Source organism: Saccharothrix sp. NRRL B-16348 (assembly GCF_001280085.1).
Classification (GTDB): Bacteria; Actinomycetota; Actinomycetes; order Mycobacteriales; family Pseudonocardiaceae; genus Actinosynnema.
Genome location: NZ_LGED01000125.1, coordinates 173,215 through 191,610 on the forward strand (window position 1 = coordinate 173,215; position 18,396 = coordinate 191,610).

An 18,396-nucleotide genomic window follows, 5' to 3' on the forward strand; every position below is an offset into this window, starting at 1 on the left:
ACCTGGACTGCTTCGTCGGGGTGCCGCCATGACCGTTCCGCGCCGCAGCGACGCCCTGAGGAACCGGGCGTCGATCATCCGCGCGGCCGAGGAGCTCGTGGTCGGCGGCACGACACCGTCACCGGCGCGGATCGCCCGCCTGACGGGCCTCGGCCAGGCGACGGTGTACCGGCACTTCCCCGACCGCCGCACGTTGCTGCTCACGCTGGCGCGCAACCACTTGGGGCTGCTGGTGGCGGCGGCCGAGCGCAACGCCGACAACCCGGCCGCGTTCCGCCCGCTGCTCCAGGCGGTGATGGCCTACCAGGTGTCGATGCGCCCGCTGGTGGACGAGCTGCGCCGGTTCCCCGAGCCCGACCGGCGCGGCCACGTGCGTCGACTGCTGGACGCGCTGCGCGGACCGTTCGACCGCTCTCGGGCGGCGGGCCACCTGCGCCACGGCATCGTGCTGGACGACGTAGTGGTCGTGCTGACCATGCTCCAGGCGGCCGTCGAGCGGACACCCGACCCGCACCGCGCGATCCCCGTGCTGCTGAACGGTCTGTTCCTCCCGGAACCCGATCGGACGGCCGGATCGGTGCACGGCTGACACGGCTTGGCGCGCGGTGGGGCCGGGGGAGCGGTGGACGGCGCGCCCGACCGCGTTACGGTGCGCGCCATGGTCTCGGTGCTGCTCGTCGAGGACGATCCGGTGGTGCGGTCGGCGGTGAGCCGGGCGTTGACCGGGCTCGGGCACGCGGTGCTGCCCGTCGGCACGGCGTTGGAGGCGTTGCGCGAGATCACCGGCGGCGCGTTCGACCTGGTGGTGCTCGACCTCGGCCTGCCCGACATGGACGGCGCGGACGCCCTGCGGATGATGCGCGGCGTGTGCGACGTGCCGGTCATCGTCGCCACCGCCCGTGACGACGAGAGCGAGATCGTCCGCCTGCTCAACGCCGGCGCCGACGACTACCTGGTCAAGCCGTTCTCCAGCGAGCACCTCGCGGCCCGGCTCTCCGCCGTGCTCCGCCGCGCGCGCAAGGACGCCGCGCCCGCCACGTTCCGCGTCGGCCGCCTCACCGTCGACCTCGACCGCCGTGAAGCCCGCCTGGACGGCCGCGAGCTGAACCTCACCCGCAAGGAGTTCGACCTCCTCGCCTACCTCGCCGCCCGCGAGGGCAAGGTGGTGCCGCGCGCCGAACTCCTGGCCAACCTGTGGAACCTGCCCGGCAGGCACGACGACCAGACGTTGGACGTCCACCTGTCCTGGCTGCGCCGCAAGCTCGGCGAACGCGCCGCGCAACCCCGCTACCTGCACACCGTGCGCGGTGTCGGGTTCAAGCTCACGGCGGCCGAGTGAGGAAGTCGCTCGCGCTCGTCTCGCTGGCCGTCACCTCGATGGTCGCGCTCGCGTTCCTGATCCCGCTCGCCCTCGTGGTGCGCCAGCTGGCCGAGGACCGCGCGCTCGTCGACGCCGAACGCCTCGCCGGCGCGCTCACCCCCGTCCTGGTGATCACCTCCGACCCGGCGTCCGTCGGCCAGGCGCTCACCGCCAGCGCCGGCCGGGTCGCCGTGCACCTGGCGGACGGCGAGGTCGTCGGCGTGCCCGTGGCGACCGACCAGCAGATCCGCACCGCCCGGGAGCAGGGCCTGGCGTCCACGGAGCCGATACCGGCCGGGCTCGTGCACCTGCAACCCGTGCTGCTGGGCGAGGGCCGGGTGGCCGTGGTCGAGGCGTTCGTGCCGCGCGCCGAGCTGTCCCGCGGCGTCGAGCAGGCGTGGCTCGCGCTCAGCGGTGTCGCCGTCGTCCTCGTGCTCGGCTCCGTGCTGGTCGCCGACCGCCTCGGCGCACGGGTCGTGAAAGCCGCCGCCGCCCTCGCCGAAGGCGCCCGCAAAATGGGTCAGGGCGATCTCACCACCAGGGTCACGCCGAGTGATCCGCCGGAATTGCTCGACGCGGCCGCCGCGTTCAACCGGATGGCCGATCGGATCGGCCAACTGGTCGCCAACGAACGCGAAATCCTGGCCGACCTCTCCCACCGTTTGCGCACCCCGCTCACCGCGTTGCGGCTCGATTCCGAAACCCTCGGCCAGGACCCCGGCGCCAACCGCGTCCGGCAAGCCGTGCACGCGCTCGAACGCGAGGTCAACGAACTCATCCGGGCCGCCCGCCGCGAGCTGGACGACCCCGACGGCGGCCGGTGCGACGCGGCCCAGGTCGTGCACGACCGCCTGGTGTTCTGGTCGGCCCTGGCCGACGACCAGCAGCGGCTGTGGAACCTGCGCGGCACCGAGCGCCGGGCGTTCGTCCCGCTCACCCGCAGTGACCTCGCCGCCGCGATGGACGCCGTGCTCGGCAACGTCTTCCGGCACACCCCGGAGGGCGTCGGGTTCGTCGTCGCACTGTTCCACCAGCACGAACGCGTGGTCATCGTGATCGAGGACGCCGGGCCGGGCATCGACGACCTGGCGGCGGCGTTGCGGCGGGGCAGCAGCGGCGCGGGCTCCACCGGCCTCGGCCTCGACATCGCCCGCCGGGCGGCGGAGTCCACCGGCGGCTCGCTGGTCGTCGACCGCGGACCGCTCGGCGGCACGCGGGTCCAGCTCCGGCTGGGCCGCGCGGAAGAGCCAGTCTGACCCCTGATCCCTTTTCCGCACCTGATGCGACCTTTAAATGTTCCTTAAATAATCCGTTGTTGACAGTTCCGCATTCCTGGATAAAGTTATTCACGGAATTGAGGTCGTCCGCGGCGCTCCCACCCTTGCCCGGCCCACTCGGTTCCCACTTCGGTGCGGCGGCCGCGTGCGCTTACCCTGCGAAGAAGCGCACCCGCGGTCGCCGCGCCCGAATGCCACCGAATGCAGATTGAGGTTTTCCGCGTGTCGCGCAAGAGCAGTGTGCTGCCGGTCGCCGTCGTCCTCGCCGGGCTGGCCCTGGCCGGGTGCGAGCACCCGGACGGGATGGCGCTCGTCGCGGCCAGCGCCAGCGCCACGATCCGCACCACGCCGCAACCGGGCGCGGCGTCGACCACCGCGACCACGACGGCGGACACCACGCCGTCCGCGCCCGCCACCACGACGCCCGAGCAGCCGCCGGCCACCACCACGACGACGGCCACGACCACCGTCGAGCCGCCGAAGCAGGCACAGGTCCCGGTCGAGCCACCCGCGCCCGTCGCGCCGACCAGGACCGAGGTCGAGGTGGCCGAGGCCAAGGTGGTCGAGCTGACCAACGGCGAACGTGCCGCGCACGGCTGCCCCGCGCTGGCCGCCGACGACCGGCTCGCCACCGCCGCCCGCGCGCACAGCGCCGACATGGCCGCCCAGAACTACTTCGACCACGTGTCCAAGGACGGCCGCAGCTTCGTCGACCGGGTCAAGGCCGCCGGCTACCCCGCGCCCGGCGCGGAGAACATCGCCGCCGGCCAACGCACCGCCGAGGCGGTGGTCAAGGGCTGGATGGACTCGCCGGGCCACCGCGCCAACATCCTCAACTGCAAGCTCAAGACGTTGGGCGTCGGCATGGCCCGCGGCGGTTCCTACGGCATCTACTGGACTCAGAACTTCGGCTGGTGACCGTCACCGCCGGCGGGTAGCTCGTCCAGGATGAGCACGGTGTGGCTGGACGTCACGTCCGGCATCGTCTGCAACCGCGACAGCACCAGGTCGCGCAGACTGTGCGCGTCCGGCGCGCGCACCAGCAGCACCAGGTCGTAGTCACCGGACACCAGCGCGCCGTGCCACACCTCGGGGATCTCCATCACCCGCCGCCGCACCGCTTTCCACGAGTGCTGGCTGATCTTGAGGTAGACGTAGGCGGAGATGCCGAAGCCGTAGCGCTCCGGGTCGACCACCGCCGAGTACCCGGTGACGACACCGTCCCGGTGCAGCCGCTCCACCCGCGAGTACGCGCTCGCCCGCGAGATGTGCAGCTTCTCCGCCAACGCCCGCATCGACACCCGCCCGTCCGCGCGCAGCTCCTCCACGATGCGCCGGTCGAGCTCGTCGAGCGGTGCCGAATGTCCAGTCCGGGCCGTCATGTGGCCGACCATAACCCGCCTGCGCGGCCATTCGTCCGGATTCCGGGTCCGGACCTGGAACATTGGCCGGTGTGAGCTGGACCATGCCCACCATCTCGCCCCTTGAGACACCGGAGGAGCCATGGCCCGCACCCGCGCGCCCGAGCGGACGTTGCTGCCCGGCGACGAACCGCTGTCGCTGCTGCGCAAGGACGGCACGCCGGTCGACGACTCGCCGCTGTCCATGCCCGACGACGACGTGCTGGTCGAGCTGCACCGCCGGATGGTCGTCGGCAGGCGCTTCGACACCCAGGCCACCGCCCTGACCAAGCAGGGCAGGCTCGCGGTCTACCCGTCGTCACGCGGTCAGGAGGCGTGCGAGGTCGGCGCGGTGCTCGCGCTGCGGCCCACCGACTGGCTGTTCCCGACCTACCGCGACTCCGTCGCCCTCGTCACCCGCGGCGTCGACCCGGCCGAGACGCTGACCCTGCTGCAAGGCGGCTGGCACCTCGGCTACGACCCGTACGAGCACCGCGTCGGCCCCCAGTGCACGCCGCTGGCGACCAACACGCTGCACGCCGTCGGCTTCGCGCACGCGGCCCGGCTCAAGGGCGAGGACACCGCCGCGCTCGTCATGCTCGGTGACGGCGCCACGTCCGAGGGCGACACGCACGAGGCGCTGAACTTCGCCGGCGTGTGGCGGGCCCCGGTGGTGTTCCTGGTGCAGAACAACGGTTACGCGATCAGCGTGCCCATGTCCAAGCAGAACGCCGCGCCGTCGTTGGCGCACAAGGGCATCGGGTACGGCGTGCCGTCCGTGCTGGTCGACGGCAACGACGTGGCCGCCGTCCACGCGGTGGTGCGCGAGGCGCTGGAGTCGGGCGGGCCGACGTTGATCGAGGCGCTGACCTACCGGATCGAGGCGCACACCAACGCCGACGACGCCACCCGCTACCGCACGTCCGACGAGGTCGCCGCGTGGCTGGACCGCGACCCGGTCGACCGGCTGGAGGCGTACCTGACGTCACGGGGGCTGCTGGACAACGCGCGGCGCGCGGCGGTGGCGGCCGAGGCCGAGGAGTTCGCGGCGTCCGTGCGGGCGAAGCTGAACGTCGACGTCGTGCCGTCGCCCGACGAGCTGTTCGAGCACGTCTACGCGACCACGCCCCGCCACCTGCGCGAGCAGGCGGCGGCGCTGCGGGAGGAACTGGCATGACCGCGGTGTCCGAGCAGGTCTCGATGGCCGGCGCGCTGAACCGGGCGTTGGGCGACGCGTTGGCCGACGACCCGACCGTGCTGGTGTTCGGCGAGGACGTCGGCGCGCTCGGCGGCGTGTTCAGGGTGACCGACGGGCTGGCGGCGCGGTTCGGCGAGCAGCGGGTGTTCGACACGCCGCTGGCCGAGTCCGGCATCGTCGGCACGGCCATCGGCATGGCGATGAACGGGCTGCGGCCCGTGGTGGAGATGCAGTTCGACGCGTTCGCCTACCCGGCGTTCGAGCAGATCACCAGCCACCTGGCCAAGCTGCGCAACCGCACGCGCGGCCGGGTGTCGTTGCCGGTGGTGATCCGGGTGCCCTACGGCGGCGGCATCGGCGGGGTCGAGCACCACTGCGACTCGTCGGAGGCCTACTACACGCACACTCCGGGCCTGCGGGTCGTCACGCCGGGCACGCCCGACGACGCCTACCGGTTGCTGCGCGACTCGATCGCCTCGCCGGACCCGGTGATCTTCCTGGAGCCGAAGCGCCGGTACTGGGCCAAGGGCGCGCTGCCGTCACCGGCGGGGTCCGGGTCGATCGGGTTCGACCGGGCGTTGGTGCGGCGCGCCGGGCGGGACGTCACGCTGATCGCGTACGGGCCGATGGTGGCGACCGCGTTGGAGACGGCCGAGGCGGCGGCGGAGGAGGGCTGGGACGTCGAGGTCGTCGACCTGCGGTCGTTGTCGCCGTTCGACGACGAGACGGTGTGCGCCTCGGTGGTCAAGACCGGGCGCGCGGTGGTCGTGCACGAGGCGTCCGGGTTCGGCGGGTACGGCGCGGAGGTCGTGGCGCGGGTGACCGAGCGGTGCTTCCACCACCTGCACGCGCCGGTGCTGCGGGTGACCGGGTTCGACATCCCGTACCCGCCGCCGAAGCTGGAGGAGCACCACCTGCCGGGCGTCGACCGCATCCTGGACGCGATCGCCCGGCTCCAGTGGGACGACGAGGTCGTGGGGAGCTACCGTGCCTGACTTCCGGCTGCCCGACCTGGGCGAGGGCCTGACCGAGGGCGAGATCGTCACCTGGCTGGTGTCGGTCGGCGACCGGGTGGCGATCGACCAGCCCGTGGTCGAGGTGGAGACGGCGAAGGCCGTGGTCGAGGTGCCGTGCCCGTACGAGGGCGTGGTGAGCGCGCGGTTCGGCGAGCCGGGCGAGCAGTTGGCCGTCGGCTCGGTGCTGCTGACGGTGGGCGAGCCGGAGCAGTCGGGCAGCGGCAACGTCCTGATCGGCTACGGCACCTCCGAAACACCGCGCCGCCGACGCCGCCCCCGTGAGTCCTACGTTCAGCACGCGAGTGTCCTACGTTCGGAACACCCGAGTTCAACACTCGGAACACCCGACGCGACCGTGAACGCGGAAGGGGAGAGGACCGGGGCGGGGGAGAGCGCCGCGACCGTGAACCCGCCCGCGACCAGTCCCGCCGTGATCTCCCCGCTCGTGCGGCAACTCGCGCGGGACAACGGCTTGGCGCTCGACCGGATCACCGGCACCGGGCCGGGCGGCGTCATCCGGCGTGCCGACGTGGAACGCGAACTCGCCGCCCGCGTCACGCCCGACCCCGCTCCCGCCGCCGGCCGGCGCATCCCCCTGCGCGGACTGCGCGGCGCGGTCGCGGCGAAGCTGGCCACCTCACGCCGGGAGATCCCCGAAGCGACCGTCTGGGTGGACGTCGACGCCACCGACTTCCTCGCCGCACGGGCCGCGATGCCGACGGTGTCCCTGCTCGCGCTGCTGGCCCGCTTCACCGTGCTGGGCCTGAAGAAGTTCCCCGAGCTGAACTCCCGGGTCGAGGGTGACGAGGTCGTCGTCCTCGACCAGGTGCACCTCGGGTTCGCCGCCCAGACCGACCGCGGCCTGGTCGTGCCGGTGGTGCGGGACGCCCAGTCCCTGACCACCGCCGAACTCGCGTCCGCCATCGCCGCGCACACCGCGTCGGCGCGCGAGGGCAAGCTCACGCCCGCCGCGATGACCGGCGGCACGTTCACCGTCAACAACTACGGCGTGTTCGGCGTCGACGGCTCGGCCGCCATCATCAACCACCCGGAAGCCGCGATCCTCGGCCTCGGCCGCATCATCGACCGGCCGTGGGCGGTGGACGGGCAGCTCGCCGTGCGCAAGGTCGCCCAGCTGACGCTCGCCTTCGACCACCGGGTGTGCGACGGCGGCACGGCGGGCGGGTTCCTGCGGTTCGTCGCGGACTGCGTCGAGTCCCCGATCACCGCCTTGGCCGACCTCTAGGCCGGATCGACGGACCGCTCCGCCGCCGACCCGGCCTGGAGGTGGAGCACCGCGGGGCTCCCCGCACCGTTGGCACGGTGTGGGGAGCCCCGACGTGCTCAGAGGAAGATGGTGTTGGGCTCGAGGCCCGCGACGACCCGCCCGTACAGCTCCATGTTCGTGTTCGGGTGGTGGTAGGCGTGCAGCCCGATGGCCCGGCTGTCCCGCGCGATCCGCTGGATCGGCACGGTGTCGAGGACCGACGAAGCACCGCTCGCGGTGGCGAGGATGTCGACGGCCTCCCTGGACCGCTGGACGGTGAGCCCGAGGTCCAGGCGAGCGCTCACGCGGTCGAGCAACGTCCACGGCTCGCCGGCCTTGGCGTCGAGCTTCGCGGCCACGCGGTGGGTGTGGAAGTCGGCCTCGTCGATCCGGCCCGTGGCGTCGGCGATCTGCAGGTGCGTGAGCGGGGCGTGGCTCTGGTGCTCGTAGTCGGTGTACGTGATGACGCGGGTGGGCAGCCGCTCCATGAACGCCGCGTAGGCGGCGCGCGCGAGGCCCAGGTGCGTCCCGCACACCACCGCGGTCGCCAACGGCAGGAAGGGGGTGTTCCACATCTTGGCCGCGGCGTTCAGCACCGAGCGGTGCGTGCCGCTCTGCAGGACCGGCAGCATCGGGAGGATGCGCGAGTCCGGGACGAACACGTTGTTCGCGATGGTGGTGACGCTGCTCGACCCGCGCAGGCCCGACGCGTGCCAGTCGTCCATGACCTCGAGGTCCGACATGGGCACGAGGATCAGCACCGGCTCGGGCTGCTGCCCTTCGACGATGCGCACCGCGGCGTGCGCGTTCCAGTTGCTCTGCGGTGCGGCGGTGTTGAAGCCCCACTTGCCGTTGAACACCGCGCCACCGTCCACCGGCACCCCGGCCGCGCCCGGCGCGAAGGTGCCGCTGATGCGGGCGTCGCCCGAACCGAAGACCTCGTCCTGGACCTCGTCGGAGAACAGGCCGGCCAACCAGTTGCTGATGGTCCACACCGTGGCGACCCAGCTGACGGCGCCGTCACCTAAGGCCATCTCGGTCAGGACGTCGACCGTCGTGGTCGTGTCGGACTCGTAGCCGCCGTACCGCGCCGGGAGGGTCAGCTTCAGCAGCCCGGCGTCCGTCAGGGCGTCGATCGAGTCCGGGTGCAGGACGCGGTTCTCCTCCTGCCACGGCGCGTTCTTGTTGAAGACGGGGACCAGTTCGCTCACCCTGCCGATGAGCTCGTCCCGCGATGGAGCGGTCTTGATGGTCATCTCAATACTCCGTAACGTGCCCGCCCGACCCACCGGTCGGGGCATGGATGGCTGTCATCCGAAACCCGATGGTCCAAAGAAGTGCGGCCGGTCATCGTTGGCCGGCCCTCGGCGAACACGGCGTCGCCCCCCTCTGGGATCAGTCGAAGAATTTGGTGAACTCGTCGATCACCACCTGAGGCACCTCGTCGACGAAGTAGTGGCCCGCGTCGACCACGACGACCTTGACGTCATTGCCCTGGTTGGGCGGCGTGGCCTGCATTAGCGCGGCGAACGTGCCGTCGCCGCCGCCGGAGACCATGCCGAGCATCGTCGCGGTCACCTTGTCGTAGGTGACGAGGTCGATGATGTCCTGGCCGAACGTGTTGTATTACGCGCCGAAGGCGCGAATCGCCCCCGGCGAGTCGGAGCGCTGCGCGAAGAATCCCACCAGGTCTGCGGCCGGTCGGGCGGCAGGATCAGCGGCGTGCCGATGCCGCCGGCCACGTAGTGCGGGTGAATGGTGTACACGGTGAGGTTGTCCGTGCGAAAGTCGCCCGCCAGCGAGTTCGCCGGATCGGCGTCACTCGGGATGGTGGTCACTGTTCCCGACGAATCGGAATAGTGGACTCCCGTGGTCATTCACACGCCTTCCTGATGGGCCGGATCACTGTGTCGGTCGCGTCGCGATCGTGCCCTTCGCCGGCGCGATCACCAGATCATCGTATGCCCCGTGTCGCCCCGGGAGTCTCTTCTATCCTGCTCTTTTCAGACCTCTTTGGCGGAGATCGTTCTCCGCCTGGGTCGAAAGTCTTGCGGGAGGTTTGTGCTGGTCGGTCGCTTCCTCCCTGCGGTGTGCGGTGCGGGCCGGTGGGCGCCTGGGCTGAGGCGCAACCCGCGGGTGGCGTCCGGAGCCTAGCTTGTGCAACTATAAGGTTGCACGTGTCGCCAGCGCTAGATCCGACGACAGCAGCAGGAGTCCTTCTGAGTGAAGACCGGATCGAGGGCGACACCCCTGTTCGAGCGACCCTTGGAGCAGGTGTGGCGTTCCTTGGCGGGAGCTGCGCGACGGCGACATCGACATCGCCGCCCGGTTCACCGGTCAGCGGCGGTTGATCCTGCTGGTCCTGCTCGGCGCCGGGATGGAGCTGTCCGCGCTGCCCTGGACCACCGCCGCCTGGGCGCTGCCCTCGGCGAGCTTCGCGCTGCCGTTCGGTCGGTTCCTCGTGGCGCTCATGGTCGGCGAGGGTGACACCCTGAACGCCGGCCACCCGCTCGGTCGAGCTGTCCGCACGTGCGCTTCGTCTACGAGATCGAGCACGGCCCGGACCGGCCCGCCGCACGTCGGACATGACGCGGCCCCGCTTCGTCAGTCCGAAGCGGGGCCGCGTACTCGTGCTGGGAATCAGCCGCCCAGGGCGGCCTTCGCCTGCTCGGCGAACACGCGCTCCAGTGCCTTCGAGGGGCTGTCGGCGAAGTTGCCGCCGATCATCATCGCGAAGTCGTCGGGGAAGATCTCCTCGACACCGGCGTCGACCGCGTCGTACACGGCCTTGGCGACAGCCTCCGGAGACACCTTCGGCACATCGCCGAAGTCCTTGGTCATCTCGGTGTCGACCAGACCGGGGAACACGGCGTGAACGGCGACGTTCTTGAAGGCCAACACGGTGCGCAGCGCCACGGTCTGGCTGTACAGGGCGGCCTTCGACATCGAGTAGCTGGGCGCCATGGGAACCGGCGAGATCGCGCTCAGCGAGACGATGTTGATGATCCGACCGGACGTCTGGATCAGCGACGGCAGGAAGGCCTGGGTCACCCGAAGCGTTCCACCGACGTTGACGTCCAGGTGACCCTGCACCACCGCGGGGTCGCTCAGGTCGTCGAAACCGAACGAGCCGGCGTTGTTCACCAGAACGTCGATCGACCCGACCTGCTCGACCGCCGCGGCGACCTGACCCGCATCGGTGATGTCCAGCGTCACCGGAACGACGCGGTCGTCCGAGTGGCTGAGCGGCTGCCGCGTTCCGGCGTACACCCGGCTCGCGCCCTTGGCCAGAGCTGCGTCGACGAGCGCCCGTCCGATACCCCGGTTTGCACCGGTCACCAGGACCGATTTACCCGAGATTGACATGTATTGCCCTCCAATATGATTACCATTAGTCACGACGGAAGCTGGATCGACTGCCGATGACGGAATACGTTACGCGGATCGTACCGCAGCTTGACCTGCTGCAGACGTGGATAGGCGCCCTTGTAGTAGAGCCCGTGCCAGGGTGTTGACGACCTGTTCCACGCCCCATCGCTCAGGTCGGCATCGCAGTAGTTCAGGTAGGCCCCGTCGGAGGCGGCGTTCGGCACGGGAACACCGCCGGTGTCGGCATAGACGTCATAGTACACCTGGCGTGCCCAGGCGATGTTGACCGCATCATCGGCCGGATTCGACCACGGTGCCGCCCACAGTGCCTTGTACGCGGCGTCGCGATGCTGAATGGCGGTGTCCGCCTGGGGAACCGAAGCGGTCGCCCCACCGTAAGGGCTGAGGATGAGGTTGAGGTTCTTGTTCGATACGTCCGATCGGGTGAAGTGGCGGTAAATCGTCGCGGCCTGTGTCGCGGTGAACGGCTGCTTCATGAACGCCGACTTGTACTCGGCGCGCAGGGTCGGGTCGTTCGCCAGCGGGTTGGCGGTGGACGTGTATTTCATGAACTGCAGCCACGGCATCGGAGTGGTCTGCGTGAACAGCGGGGGCGCCGCGCCGTTGGCCAGGTGGGCGATGAACGAATCCATGATCGACTGGGCGTTCGGCGTCGCCGCGTCGATCTGGGTCAGCGCGATGATCTGACCGTTCGACTTGTGGAAGACCTGGAAGAGGCAGGCCAGGTCACGACCCGGGCTGGACGGCGAGAGGTTCGCGGCGTGCCAGCTGCCGTAGTTGATGAGCAGCCGGGAGAACTGCGCCTCCGTCAGGTTGTTCAGGTTCCAGCCGGTGGCGTTGAACAGGACCTTCGCGGGCGGGTTCGGCAGCAGCTTGCGCGGGTCCGTGCCGGTGGCGCCGGGGGAGCGGAAGAAGTACCGCGTGATGACGCCGAAGTTGCCGCCACCGCCCCCGGTGTGCGCCCACCAGAGGTCGCGGTTGGGGTCGTTCGCCTCACGGGTCGCGAGAACCGTCTTCACCTGCCCCGAGGAGTTCACGGTGACGACCTCGACCGCGTAGAGGTGGTCGACCACGATGCCGTTGCGGCGGACCAGCCATCCCCAGCCGCCACCGGCGACGTGGCCGCCGAGGCCGACCGAGTAGCAGACACCGGCGGGAATGACCGTGCCCCAGGTCTGGTACAGCTTCTCGTACACGTCCAACAACGTCGCGCCGGTTTCCATCGCGATCGAGTTGGTGGCCGCGTCGTAGTAGATCCGGTTCATGTTCGTGAGGTCGATGATGACCTTGGCGTCACCGCTGTAGACGAAGTCCTCGAAGCAGTGACCTCCGCCGCGAACGGTGATCTTCTTTCCCTGGCTGATCGCACCGGCCACGATCGGGGCGATCTGCTCGGGCGCATCTACGACGTAAACGTTGTCGGGCCTCGCCGACCATCGCGGGTTCAACCCTATGACCAAGTCCGGGTACTGAATGTCGGTAGCACAGACTGTCGTGGCGCTGCTCGTGGCAGCGACCGGACCGCCGCCGGCTTCGGTGGCCAACGCGGTACCCGAAAGCAGCGCACTCTCGACAAGTACCGAACCGCCCACTCCGATGGCGGTGCCGGCGAGGAACCTTCTTCGGCTGGGACCTTGCTGCTTCTCGGGCATGTTTCCTCCACGCTACTTATCGGGAATTGCTGTCTCCTCCACGTTGACCGGGCAAGCGGTTCACAACCTAAACGTGGATGTGGAGGCCAACATCTTCTATCGTGCGCAGTTGCCGGCCCTGCTTCCGGCGTGCGCGGGTGTGATCAGCTCGTCGGAGCGTCCAGCGGATCGAACACGACGAGGGGGAACGTCCGGTCGGCCTTCGCCTGGGCGTCGGCGACGTGGGGGTACGCGGTGGTGAAGGCGGCGAAGAGCTTCTCGTGCTCGGCGCCTTCGGCGACTCGAGCCCGTACCCGGTGGATGGCGATGCCACCGGCACCGTCGGAGACCTCGATGGCCGTTTCGGGGTGTTTGCGAACATTGAAGTACCAGGCGGGATGCCGGTCGCTGCCACCGGCGGAAGCGACGACGACCCAGGTGCGGTCTCCGGGGGCGAACAAGCCGAGGGGGCTGACGTACCGGGTGCCCGACTTGGCGCCGGTGTGGTGGAGCAGGAGAAGAGGGGTGCCCGCGAAGGGGCCGCTCACGACGCCGCCATTGGCGCGGAACTCCTCGGCCAGCCGACGGTTGAAGTCGTTGCCGTATTCGGTCAATTCGGTCATCGGTCCTGGCTCCCGTTTGGGGTGGCCGGCAGCTGGGCATGTCTGCCGCGCCATTCCACGGCCCAATAAGAGCTGGTTGACGGCTGATGGCGAGGAGAACACCTGCAAAGAAGTCACGCTGCGACCCTCATGTGACAGTGTGGCAAGTCACAGACTCGCGCACGGCGGGGACAGTGAGTGATTGGCGCGACCCGGCGTTCCCGGATTGCCGAGTCGTGGGTGGCCTGCTTTCGTGGACCATATCGCTGCGGATAACCGATGCTACCACCGACGTGCCCTTGCGGAAGGAACTCTTCCGCCGGGCTGCACTCTTAGCCATACAGAATTTTAATGGTCGGCCCTAAGCCATTCGGAAGTTTAATGTCGAGGTTAGCTCGCGGCGTGTCCGCTGACTCCGGCTTGGGGAGATGCAGTATGTCGGCGTCCGAGATCGCCCGGCAACTGCGAGTGTCTGTCCCACAACTCGGTGTATATATGAGGGCGCCGATGGGTGGCCGAAGGCGATACCGGATTGGTCTCCAATGGTCCTTCCGGCGCGGACTGCCTCTCTCGCCGAAGCAGCTGGATCGGCCGGTCTCGGCGTTGCGGGAAGGCTCCGCCGCACACGGTTGCCGGCGGTGGACCTGGCGAGGGTCGCGGACCTGATCGGCCGGTCGAACGTGACGAGGAGTCAGGCCGGCGTCAGCCTCGACCGGAATCGCCCTAATTCGGATTATTCAACCTCTTGTAGCCGACTGTTCATGCACGATCGCGCCGAGTGACGCAGACCTGGTCCGTTGGACACCCTCCCGTCCGCTCTCCACGGGAAAACGGAGGCGACGGCCGCGCCGCACTTTTCGTAGATTGACCGGCGTGACCAAGCCCGACTACCCCATCCGGACGAGGCGCCTGACCCTGCGCCCCTTCACCCTCGCCGACCACGCCGCCCTGCACTCCTGGCAGTCCCGCCCGGACGTCGTCCGCTACCTGTACGGCGAAGCGCGCACGCCCGAGGAGACCACCGACAGCCTGGCGCTGAAGGCAGCGGTGACGTGGCCGGAGAAGGAGGGCGACCACCTCGCGCTCGCGGTCGAGAAGGACGGCGAGGTCATCGGCGAAGCCGTGCTCAAGTGGCTCAGCGAGGCGCACCGGCAGGGCGAGGTCGGCTACATCTTCCACCCCGACCACCACGGCAAGGGCTACGCCACCGAAGCCGCCGCCGCCATGCTCGACCTCGGCTTCACCCACCTCGGCCTGCACCGCGTCGTCGCGTCGTGCGACGCGTTCAACGAGCCGTCGTGGCGCGTGATGGAACGGCTCGGCATGCGCCGCGAGGCCCACTTCCGGCACAACGAGATCTTCAAGGGCGCGTGGGGCGAGGAGCTGATCTACGCGATCCTGGAGGACGAGTGGCACCGGATGGCGGACAGCCGGTGGCGGCCGGGCGGCGCATGATGTCCGGATGAAGAGGTTCACGGAGGACAGCGGCGCCTACGAGCACTGGCTGGCGGACAACCAGGACCAGTACGTCATCAACGCCGAGCGCAGCCTGAACCCGAACAACCTCATGCTGCACCGCGCCTCCTGCCGCACGATCAACGGCACACCGACCCGCGGCACCACGTGGGTGGGCAGCTACGTGAAGCTCGTGGGCACCCGCGCGGAGCTGGAGACCGAACACCCGACGGCCCGCGCGTGCCTCTGGTGCCTGTGAACCGCTAGGGCCACCGGGCACGACGGATCTCCGGCCGTGCCAGGGCGTGCACGGCCGGCACGGCGAGAGCGCCCGCGAGCACGAGCACCGCGGTCGGTGTGCCGAAGTGCTGGAGCAGCAGCCCGCCGGCCGCCGTGCCGGCGGGCACACCGGCGCCGAACAACGTCATCACCGCGGCGATCGTGCGCCCACGCCGTTCGTCGGCGACCTGCCGGAAGATCAGCACGTCGACCAGCACGCGCAACGTCGGCGCGCCGAGCACGGCGCAGAACAGGATCGCCGCCACCCACCACGGACCCAGCGGCAGCGCGAGACCGGCGAACAGCGGAACCTCCGCCAGCGCCACGCCCAACAGAAGGGCGCCCGGCGGGAAGCGCCGGTGCAGCGGCCCGACCAGGGCGGCGCCCGCCAGCACGCCCGCCGCCATGCCGGACATCGCCAGGCCGATCGCCTAGGCGGCCACCGCCTGCTCGCGCAGCACGACCACGGCGATCAGCGCGATCGGCGCACCCGTCGTGTTGACCGCGACCACGAGCAGCGTCGCCGCGCGCAACGTCGGCACGTGCCAGATGCCTTTGACACCCGCGAGTAAGTGCGCTTCCCGCCGCGGCGCACCGGCTGCCGGCTCCGCCCTCGGCACGCGCAGCACCAATGCGCACGCCCACGACAGCACGAACGACAGCGCGGTGAACACGAACGGCAGCGCGTGACCCAGGCCGTGCAGGAACCCTCCCAGCGGTGGGCCGACGAGCTGCGCGGACCCCGACCGGACCTCGTCCTGGGTGAGCGCGCCGGTGAGCTGATCCGGTGGCACGACCACGCGGATCAACAGCATCCGGGCCGCGCCACCGAACGGCTGCATCGCGCCGAGCACGACCGCCACCAGCAGCAAACCGCCCCACGGCAGGCTGCCGGTCGTGAGGGCCACGGCCACTCCCGCCGTCACCACCGCCCGGGCGCCCTCGGTGACCAGCAGCACCCGCCGCCGGTCGTGCCGGTCCAGCACCGCGCCGGCGGGCAGTCCGGCCAGCAGCGTGGCGACCGCCTGCACCGCGCCGAACAAGCCCGCCTGCGCCGGCGACCCGGTGAGCGCCAGGATCGCGAGCGGATAGCCGATGTCCGCCACTTCGAGCCTCACCACGCTGAACGCCGACCCCGACCACAGCAGCCGGAACCGGCGGTTCTGCCACAGCGATGTCGCCCCCTGCGTCATGCCGCCTCCATTTACGCAACCATGAATGCTTACCGTAGCGTGAATGGTTGCGCCGGTGTGAAAAGATGCGCCGGTGACCACCGACCACGACGAACACGGCCGGGGCGCCGTCCGGAAGGTCGCCGACGTGGAGACCTTCAAGGCACTCGGCGATCCGCTCCGCCTGGCGATCCTCCGCGTCCTCATGCGGCACGAGAACCAGGTCAGCTCGGTCAAGGAACTCGCCGGTGAGCTGGGGGAGCAGCCGACCAAGCTCTACCGGCACGTCAAGCAGCTCGAAGCGCGCGGCCTGATCGAGACCGCCGAGACGAGGCTCGTCGCCGGGATCGTGGAGCACCGCTACCGCGCGTGCCAGTCCTCGCTCGTGCTCGACGCCGACTTCTTCGGCCGCCACCGCGACACGGAGGACGCCGCCGCGACGATCACCGCCGCGTTCGACGACTACCGCGACGAGTACCTCGACGCGGCCCGTGCCGGACAAGTGACGGCGGCCCACGTCGAGCCGATCACCATCGCCGTCCGCCAGTCGATCCCCGCCGCGAAGGCCGCCGAGTTCCGCGACCGACTGGCCGCGCTCGTCCAGGACCTCCACGACACCGCGCACCACGACGACGGCGTCGAAGTCCGCCTGTTCGCCGCGTACTACGCACCGGACGGTCGGTGAGGGGGGATCATCGGATCATGCCGAGCCGGTTGGTCTGGTACGTCAGCTACGGGTCGAACATGCACGCCGAGCGGTTCGCGTGCTACCTCGCCGGTGGCACGCCGGTCGGTGCGACGCGCGGTTACCCGGGGTGCCGGGACGCCAGCCCGCCGCTGGACACCATGGCGTTGGAGGTGCCCGGCGGGATCTACTTCGCCACCGAGTCGCCCGTCTGGCTCGGCGGCCGGGCGTTCTACGACCCCGGCCTGCCCGGCACGGCGGCCGGCCGCGGCTACCTCGTCACCACCGCGCAGTTCGCCGACGTCGCCGCCCAGGAGATGTACCGCGACCCCGGCGCGGACCTCGACCTGACCGTGGTGATGGCCGACGGCAGGCACGCGCTCGGGCCCGGCCGCTACGAGACCCTGCTCCACCTCGGCGAGCACGACGGCCACCCGGCGCTGACGTTCACCGCACCGTGGAGCGCGGCCGACGTCGAGCACACCAAACCGTCCGCCAACTACCTGACCATGCTCGCGAACGGCCTCGCCGAGACCCACGGCTGGAGCACCGGACGGATCGCCGACTACCTGGCCCGCCGCACGCCGTTCTGGACCGCGGCCGACATCGCGGCGCTGGTCAGTCCTTCGCCACCACCGCGTTGAGGTTCCCGTCGTCCCCGGCGACGCACGACGCCTCCCGCGCCGTCATGGCCAGGAACTCCGACATGCACCGGCCGAACTGCTCGTAGCCCCGGTCGTTGGGGTGGAACGACTCCTGCAACGCGTGCCGCGCCCGTGCCTCGTCACGAAGGCCGTCGAAGTCCACCGTGAGCCGGGTGAACCACTCGTCGTCCATCTTCTTGCCACCCATGCACGCCTCGCGCTTCTCGCCGGCCTTCGCCAGGTCGAGGAACCGCGCCTCCACGGCCTTCGCCGCCGTCCGCAGACCCTCCGACAACTGCTCGACCGCCTGGTCCCGCACCCACTCCAGGTCACCCGTGCGCAACGGGCACCCGGCCAGGTTCTGCAGGTCGAACGGCAGCCCCGGCGCGACCGGCGCGGCGTAGGACTGCAGCACCAACGTGTAGGAACGGGGCGTGTAGCCCTCGTCCCGCAACACCCGGCGGACGTCGCGCAGCGCGCGCTCCACCTTGGGCGTCATCCGCTCGACCCGAGCCTTCCACTCGTCGGCCATGGCCTTCGCGCAGTCCGTGCGCCGCTCGATCCACGCCCGCAGGCACGCGCCGAGCACGTCGGCGAACCGGGGATCGTCGTTCGCGCCCACCGCCACCACGACCACCGACACCCGGTACTCGCGGGCGATCGCGGCCAGTTGCCGTGCCTGCGAGCCCTCGGTGTTGCGCAGCTGGTCGGTGATGCCGACCTGCTCGGAGTTCGCGCCGGAGCACGCCAGGTTGAACACCCGGTCCACGCCGGCGACCTGCGTCTTGTGCACCGACGCCTTCGTCGACCGGTGGCACCAGTTGCCGTTCTCGCCGTTCGTGCCCGGCTCGTACGACCCCGCGCCCTCGCCGGCCATCGTGCTGTCGCCCAGCGCCACGATCGCCCGCGGCGCGTCACGCTTCGGGCCGGGCAGCGGGGGGTACGGCGAGTCGCTGACCAGCAGCAACAGGGCTAGCAGGGAGAAGGCCAGGGCAACGGAGACGAATCGGCGCAACATCG

The 18,396-nt window shown here is 70.3% G+C and carries 22 protein-coding genes; 11 read left to right on the forward strand and 11 right to left on the reverse strand.

The features are described from left to right. Window positions 1-28: 28 nt before the first annotated feature. From ADK67_RS14160 to ADK67_RS14175, 4 genes are all read left to right on the forward strand, one after another. Window positions 29-589 (forward strand): TetR/AcrR family transcriptional regulator, encoded by a 561-nt coding sequence (locus ADK67_RS14160; RefSeq protein WP_053716868.1) that lies wholly within the window; start codon window positions 29-31, stop codon window positions 587-589. A gap of 69 nt (window positions 590-658) precedes the next feature. Then, complete coding sequence (locus ADK67_RS14165; RefSeq protein ID WP_053716869.1) at window positions 659-1,339, forward strand: response regulator transcription factor; 681 nt, start codon at window positions 659-661, stop codon at window positions 1,337-1,339. Next, complete coding sequence (locus tag ADK67_RS14170) at window positions 1,336-2,616, forward strand: HAMP domain-containing sensor histidine kinase (protein ID WP_053716870.1); 1,281 nt, start codon at window positions 1,336-1,338, stop codon at window positions 2,614-2,616. Before ADK67_RS14165 ends, ADK67_RS14170 begins: the two co-directional genes overlap by 4 nt. Window positions 2,617-2,859: 243 nt before the next feature. Beyond that, window positions 2,860-3,555: a CAP domain-containing protein gene (locus ADK67_RS14175; RefSeq protein ID WP_053716871.1), complete on the forward strand. Its 696-nt coding sequence runs from the start codon at window positions 2,860-2,862 to the stop codon at window positions 3,553-3,555. Here ADK67_RS14175 and ADK67_RS14180 read toward each other — a convergent pair. After that, the gene (locus tag ADK67_RS14180; protein ID WP_053716939.1) at window positions 3,537-4,019 is read right to left on the reverse strand and encodes an Lrp/AsnC family transcriptional regulator; all 483 of its coding nucleotides are present in this window, start codon (window positions 4,017-4,019) and stop codon (window positions 3,537-3,539) included. The genes ADK67_RS14175 and ADK67_RS14180 overlap by 19 nt on opposite strands. A gap of 121 nt (window positions 4,020-4,140) precedes the next feature. On the opposite strand from ADK67_RS14180, the gene ADK67_RS14185 reads away from it, so the two are divergent. From ADK67_RS14185 to ADK67_RS14195, 3 genes are read left to right on the forward strand one after another with little or no spacing between them, the layout of a single operon-like run. After that, window positions 4,141-5,214, forward strand: coding sequence for a thiamine pyrophosphate-dependent dehydrogenase E1 component subunit alpha (locus ADK67_RS14185; RefSeq protein ID WP_053716872.1), 1,074 nt, complete (start codon window positions 4,141-4,143; stop codon window positions 5,212-5,214). Then, the gene (locus ADK67_RS14190; RefSeq protein WP_053716873.1) at window positions 5,211-6,230 is read left to right on the forward strand and encodes an alpha-ketoacid dehydrogenase subunit beta; all 1,020 of its coding nucleotides are present in this window, start codon (window positions 5,211-5,213) and stop codon (window positions 6,228-6,230) included. The genes ADK67_RS14185 and ADK67_RS14190 overlap by 4 nt, the downstream gene beginning before the upstream one ends. After that, entirely contained in the window at window positions 6,223-7,497 is a 1,275-nt protein-coding gene (locus tag ADK67_RS14195; protein ID WP_053716874.1) for a dihydrolipoamide acetyltransferase family protein, read from the forward strand. Before ADK67_RS14190 ends, ADK67_RS14195 begins: the two co-directional genes overlap by 8 nt. A 98-nt stretch (window positions 7,498-7,595) precedes the next feature. Here ADK67_RS14195 and ADK67_RS14200 read toward each other — a convergent pair whose 3' ends face one another. From ADK67_RS14200 to ADK67_RS14220, 7 genes are all read right to left on the reverse strand, one after another. Further along, on the reverse strand, window positions 7,596-8,774 hold the full coding sequence (locus ADK67_RS14200) for an acyl-CoA dehydrogenase family protein (RefSeq protein WP_053716875.1): 1,179 nt from the start codon (window positions 8,772-8,774) through the stop codon (window positions 7,596-7,598). Window positions 8,775-8,913: 139 nt separating this feature from the next. Continuing rightward, complete coding sequence (locus ADK67_RS14205) at window positions 8,914-9,084, reverse strand: hypothetical protein (protein WP_157620289.1); 171 nt, start codon at window positions 9,082-9,084, stop codon at window positions 8,914-8,916. 8 nt (window positions 9,085-9,092) lie between these two features. Continuing rightward, a complete protein-coding gene (locus tag ADK67_RS50795) occupies window positions 9,093-9,395 on the reverse strand; it encodes a hypothetical protein (RefSeq protein ID WP_157620291.1) in 303 nt (100 codons plus the stop codon). A 460-nt stretch (window positions 9,396-9,855) separates the two neighbouring features. Continuing rightward, on the reverse strand, window positions 9,856-9,990 hold the full coding sequence (locus tag ADK67_RS54620; RefSeq protein WP_269435997.1) for a hypothetical protein: 135 nt from the start codon (window positions 9,988-9,990) through the stop codon (window positions 9,856-9,858). A gap of 168 nt (window positions 9,991-10,158) precedes the next feature. Beyond that, window positions 10,159-10,857 (reverse strand): SDR family NAD(P)-dependent oxidoreductase, encoded by a 699-nt coding sequence (locus ADK67_RS14210; RefSeq protein ID WP_197289440.1) that lies wholly within the window; start codon window positions 10,855-10,857, stop codon window positions 10,159-10,161. A gap of 56 nt (window positions 10,858-10,913) precedes the next feature. Beyond that, window positions 10,914-12,560 carry an FAD-binding oxidoreductase gene (locus ADK67_RS14215; protein WP_082403463.1) on the reverse strand — a complete coding sequence of 549 codons (1,647 nt, stop codon included), beginning with the start codon at window positions 12,558-12,560 and terminating at the stop codon, window positions 10,914-10,916. A 143-nt stretch (window positions 12,561-12,703) separates the two neighbouring features. Beyond that, on the reverse strand, window positions 12,704-13,162 hold the full coding sequence (locus ADK67_RS14220; protein WP_053716878.1) for a nitroreductase/quinone reductase family protein: 459 nt from the start codon (window positions 13,160-13,162) through the stop codon (window positions 12,704-12,706). 852 nt (window positions 13,163-14,014) lie between these two features. On the opposite strand from ADK67_RS14220, the gene ADK67_RS14225 reads away from it, so the two are divergent. Together ADK67_RS14225 and ADK67_RS14230 are read left to right on the forward strand one after the other, a co-directional pair. Then, window positions 14,015-14,596 carry a GNAT family N-acetyltransferase gene (locus ADK67_RS14225; protein ID WP_053716879.1) on the forward strand — a complete coding sequence of 194 codons (582 nt, stop codon included), beginning with the start codon at window positions 14,015-14,017 and terminating at the stop codon, window positions 14,594-14,596. Window positions 14,597-14,603: 7 nt separating this feature from the next. Then, complete coding sequence (locus ADK67_RS14230; protein WP_053716880.1) at window positions 14,604-14,855, forward strand: hypothetical protein; 252 nt, start codon at window positions 14,604-14,606, stop codon at window positions 14,853-14,855. A 4-nt stretch (window positions 14,856-14,859) separates the two neighbouring features. Here the strand turns inward: ADK67_RS14230 and ADK67_RS48940 are convergent, their stop codons facing one another. Next, window positions 14,860-15,291, reverse strand: a complete 432-nt coding sequence (locus ADK67_RS48940) for a hypothetical protein (RefSeq protein WP_053716881.1) — start codon at window positions 15,289-15,291, stop codon at window positions 14,860-14,862. A gap of 15 nt (window positions 15,292-15,306) precedes the next feature. Beyond that, window positions 15,307-16,068, reverse strand: coding sequence for an MFS transporter (locus tag ADK67_RS48945; protein ID WP_053716882.1), 762 nt, complete (start codon window positions 16,066-16,068; stop codon window positions 15,307-15,309). Window positions 16,069-16,141: 73 nt separating this feature from the next. Between ADK67_RS48945 and ADK67_RS14245 the strand changes: the two genes are divergently transcribed. Together ADK67_RS14245 and ADK67_RS14250 are read left to right on the forward strand one after the other, a co-directional pair. Next, window positions 16,142-16,732 carry a winged helix-turn-helix domain-containing protein gene (locus ADK67_RS14245; RefSeq protein ID WP_053716883.1) on the forward strand — a complete coding sequence of 197 codons (591 nt, stop codon included), beginning with the start codon at window positions 16,142-16,144 and terminating at the stop codon, window positions 16,730-16,732. A gap of 17 nt (window positions 16,733-16,749) precedes the next feature. Further along, complete coding sequence (locus tag ADK67_RS14250; protein WP_053716884.1) at window positions 16,750-17,376, forward strand: hypothetical protein; 627 nt, start codon at window positions 16,750-16,752, stop codon at window positions 17,374-17,376. Here ADK67_RS14250 and ADK67_RS14255 read toward each other — a convergent pair. After that, on the reverse strand, window positions 17,351-18,394 hold the full coding sequence (locus ADK67_RS14255; RefSeq protein ID WP_053716885.1) for a GDSL-type esterase/lipase family protein: 1,044 nt from the start codon (window positions 18,392-18,394) through the stop codon (window positions 17,351-17,353). The genes ADK67_RS14250 and ADK67_RS14255 overlap by 26 nt on opposite strands. Window positions 18,395-18,396: the final 2 nt, after the last annotated feature.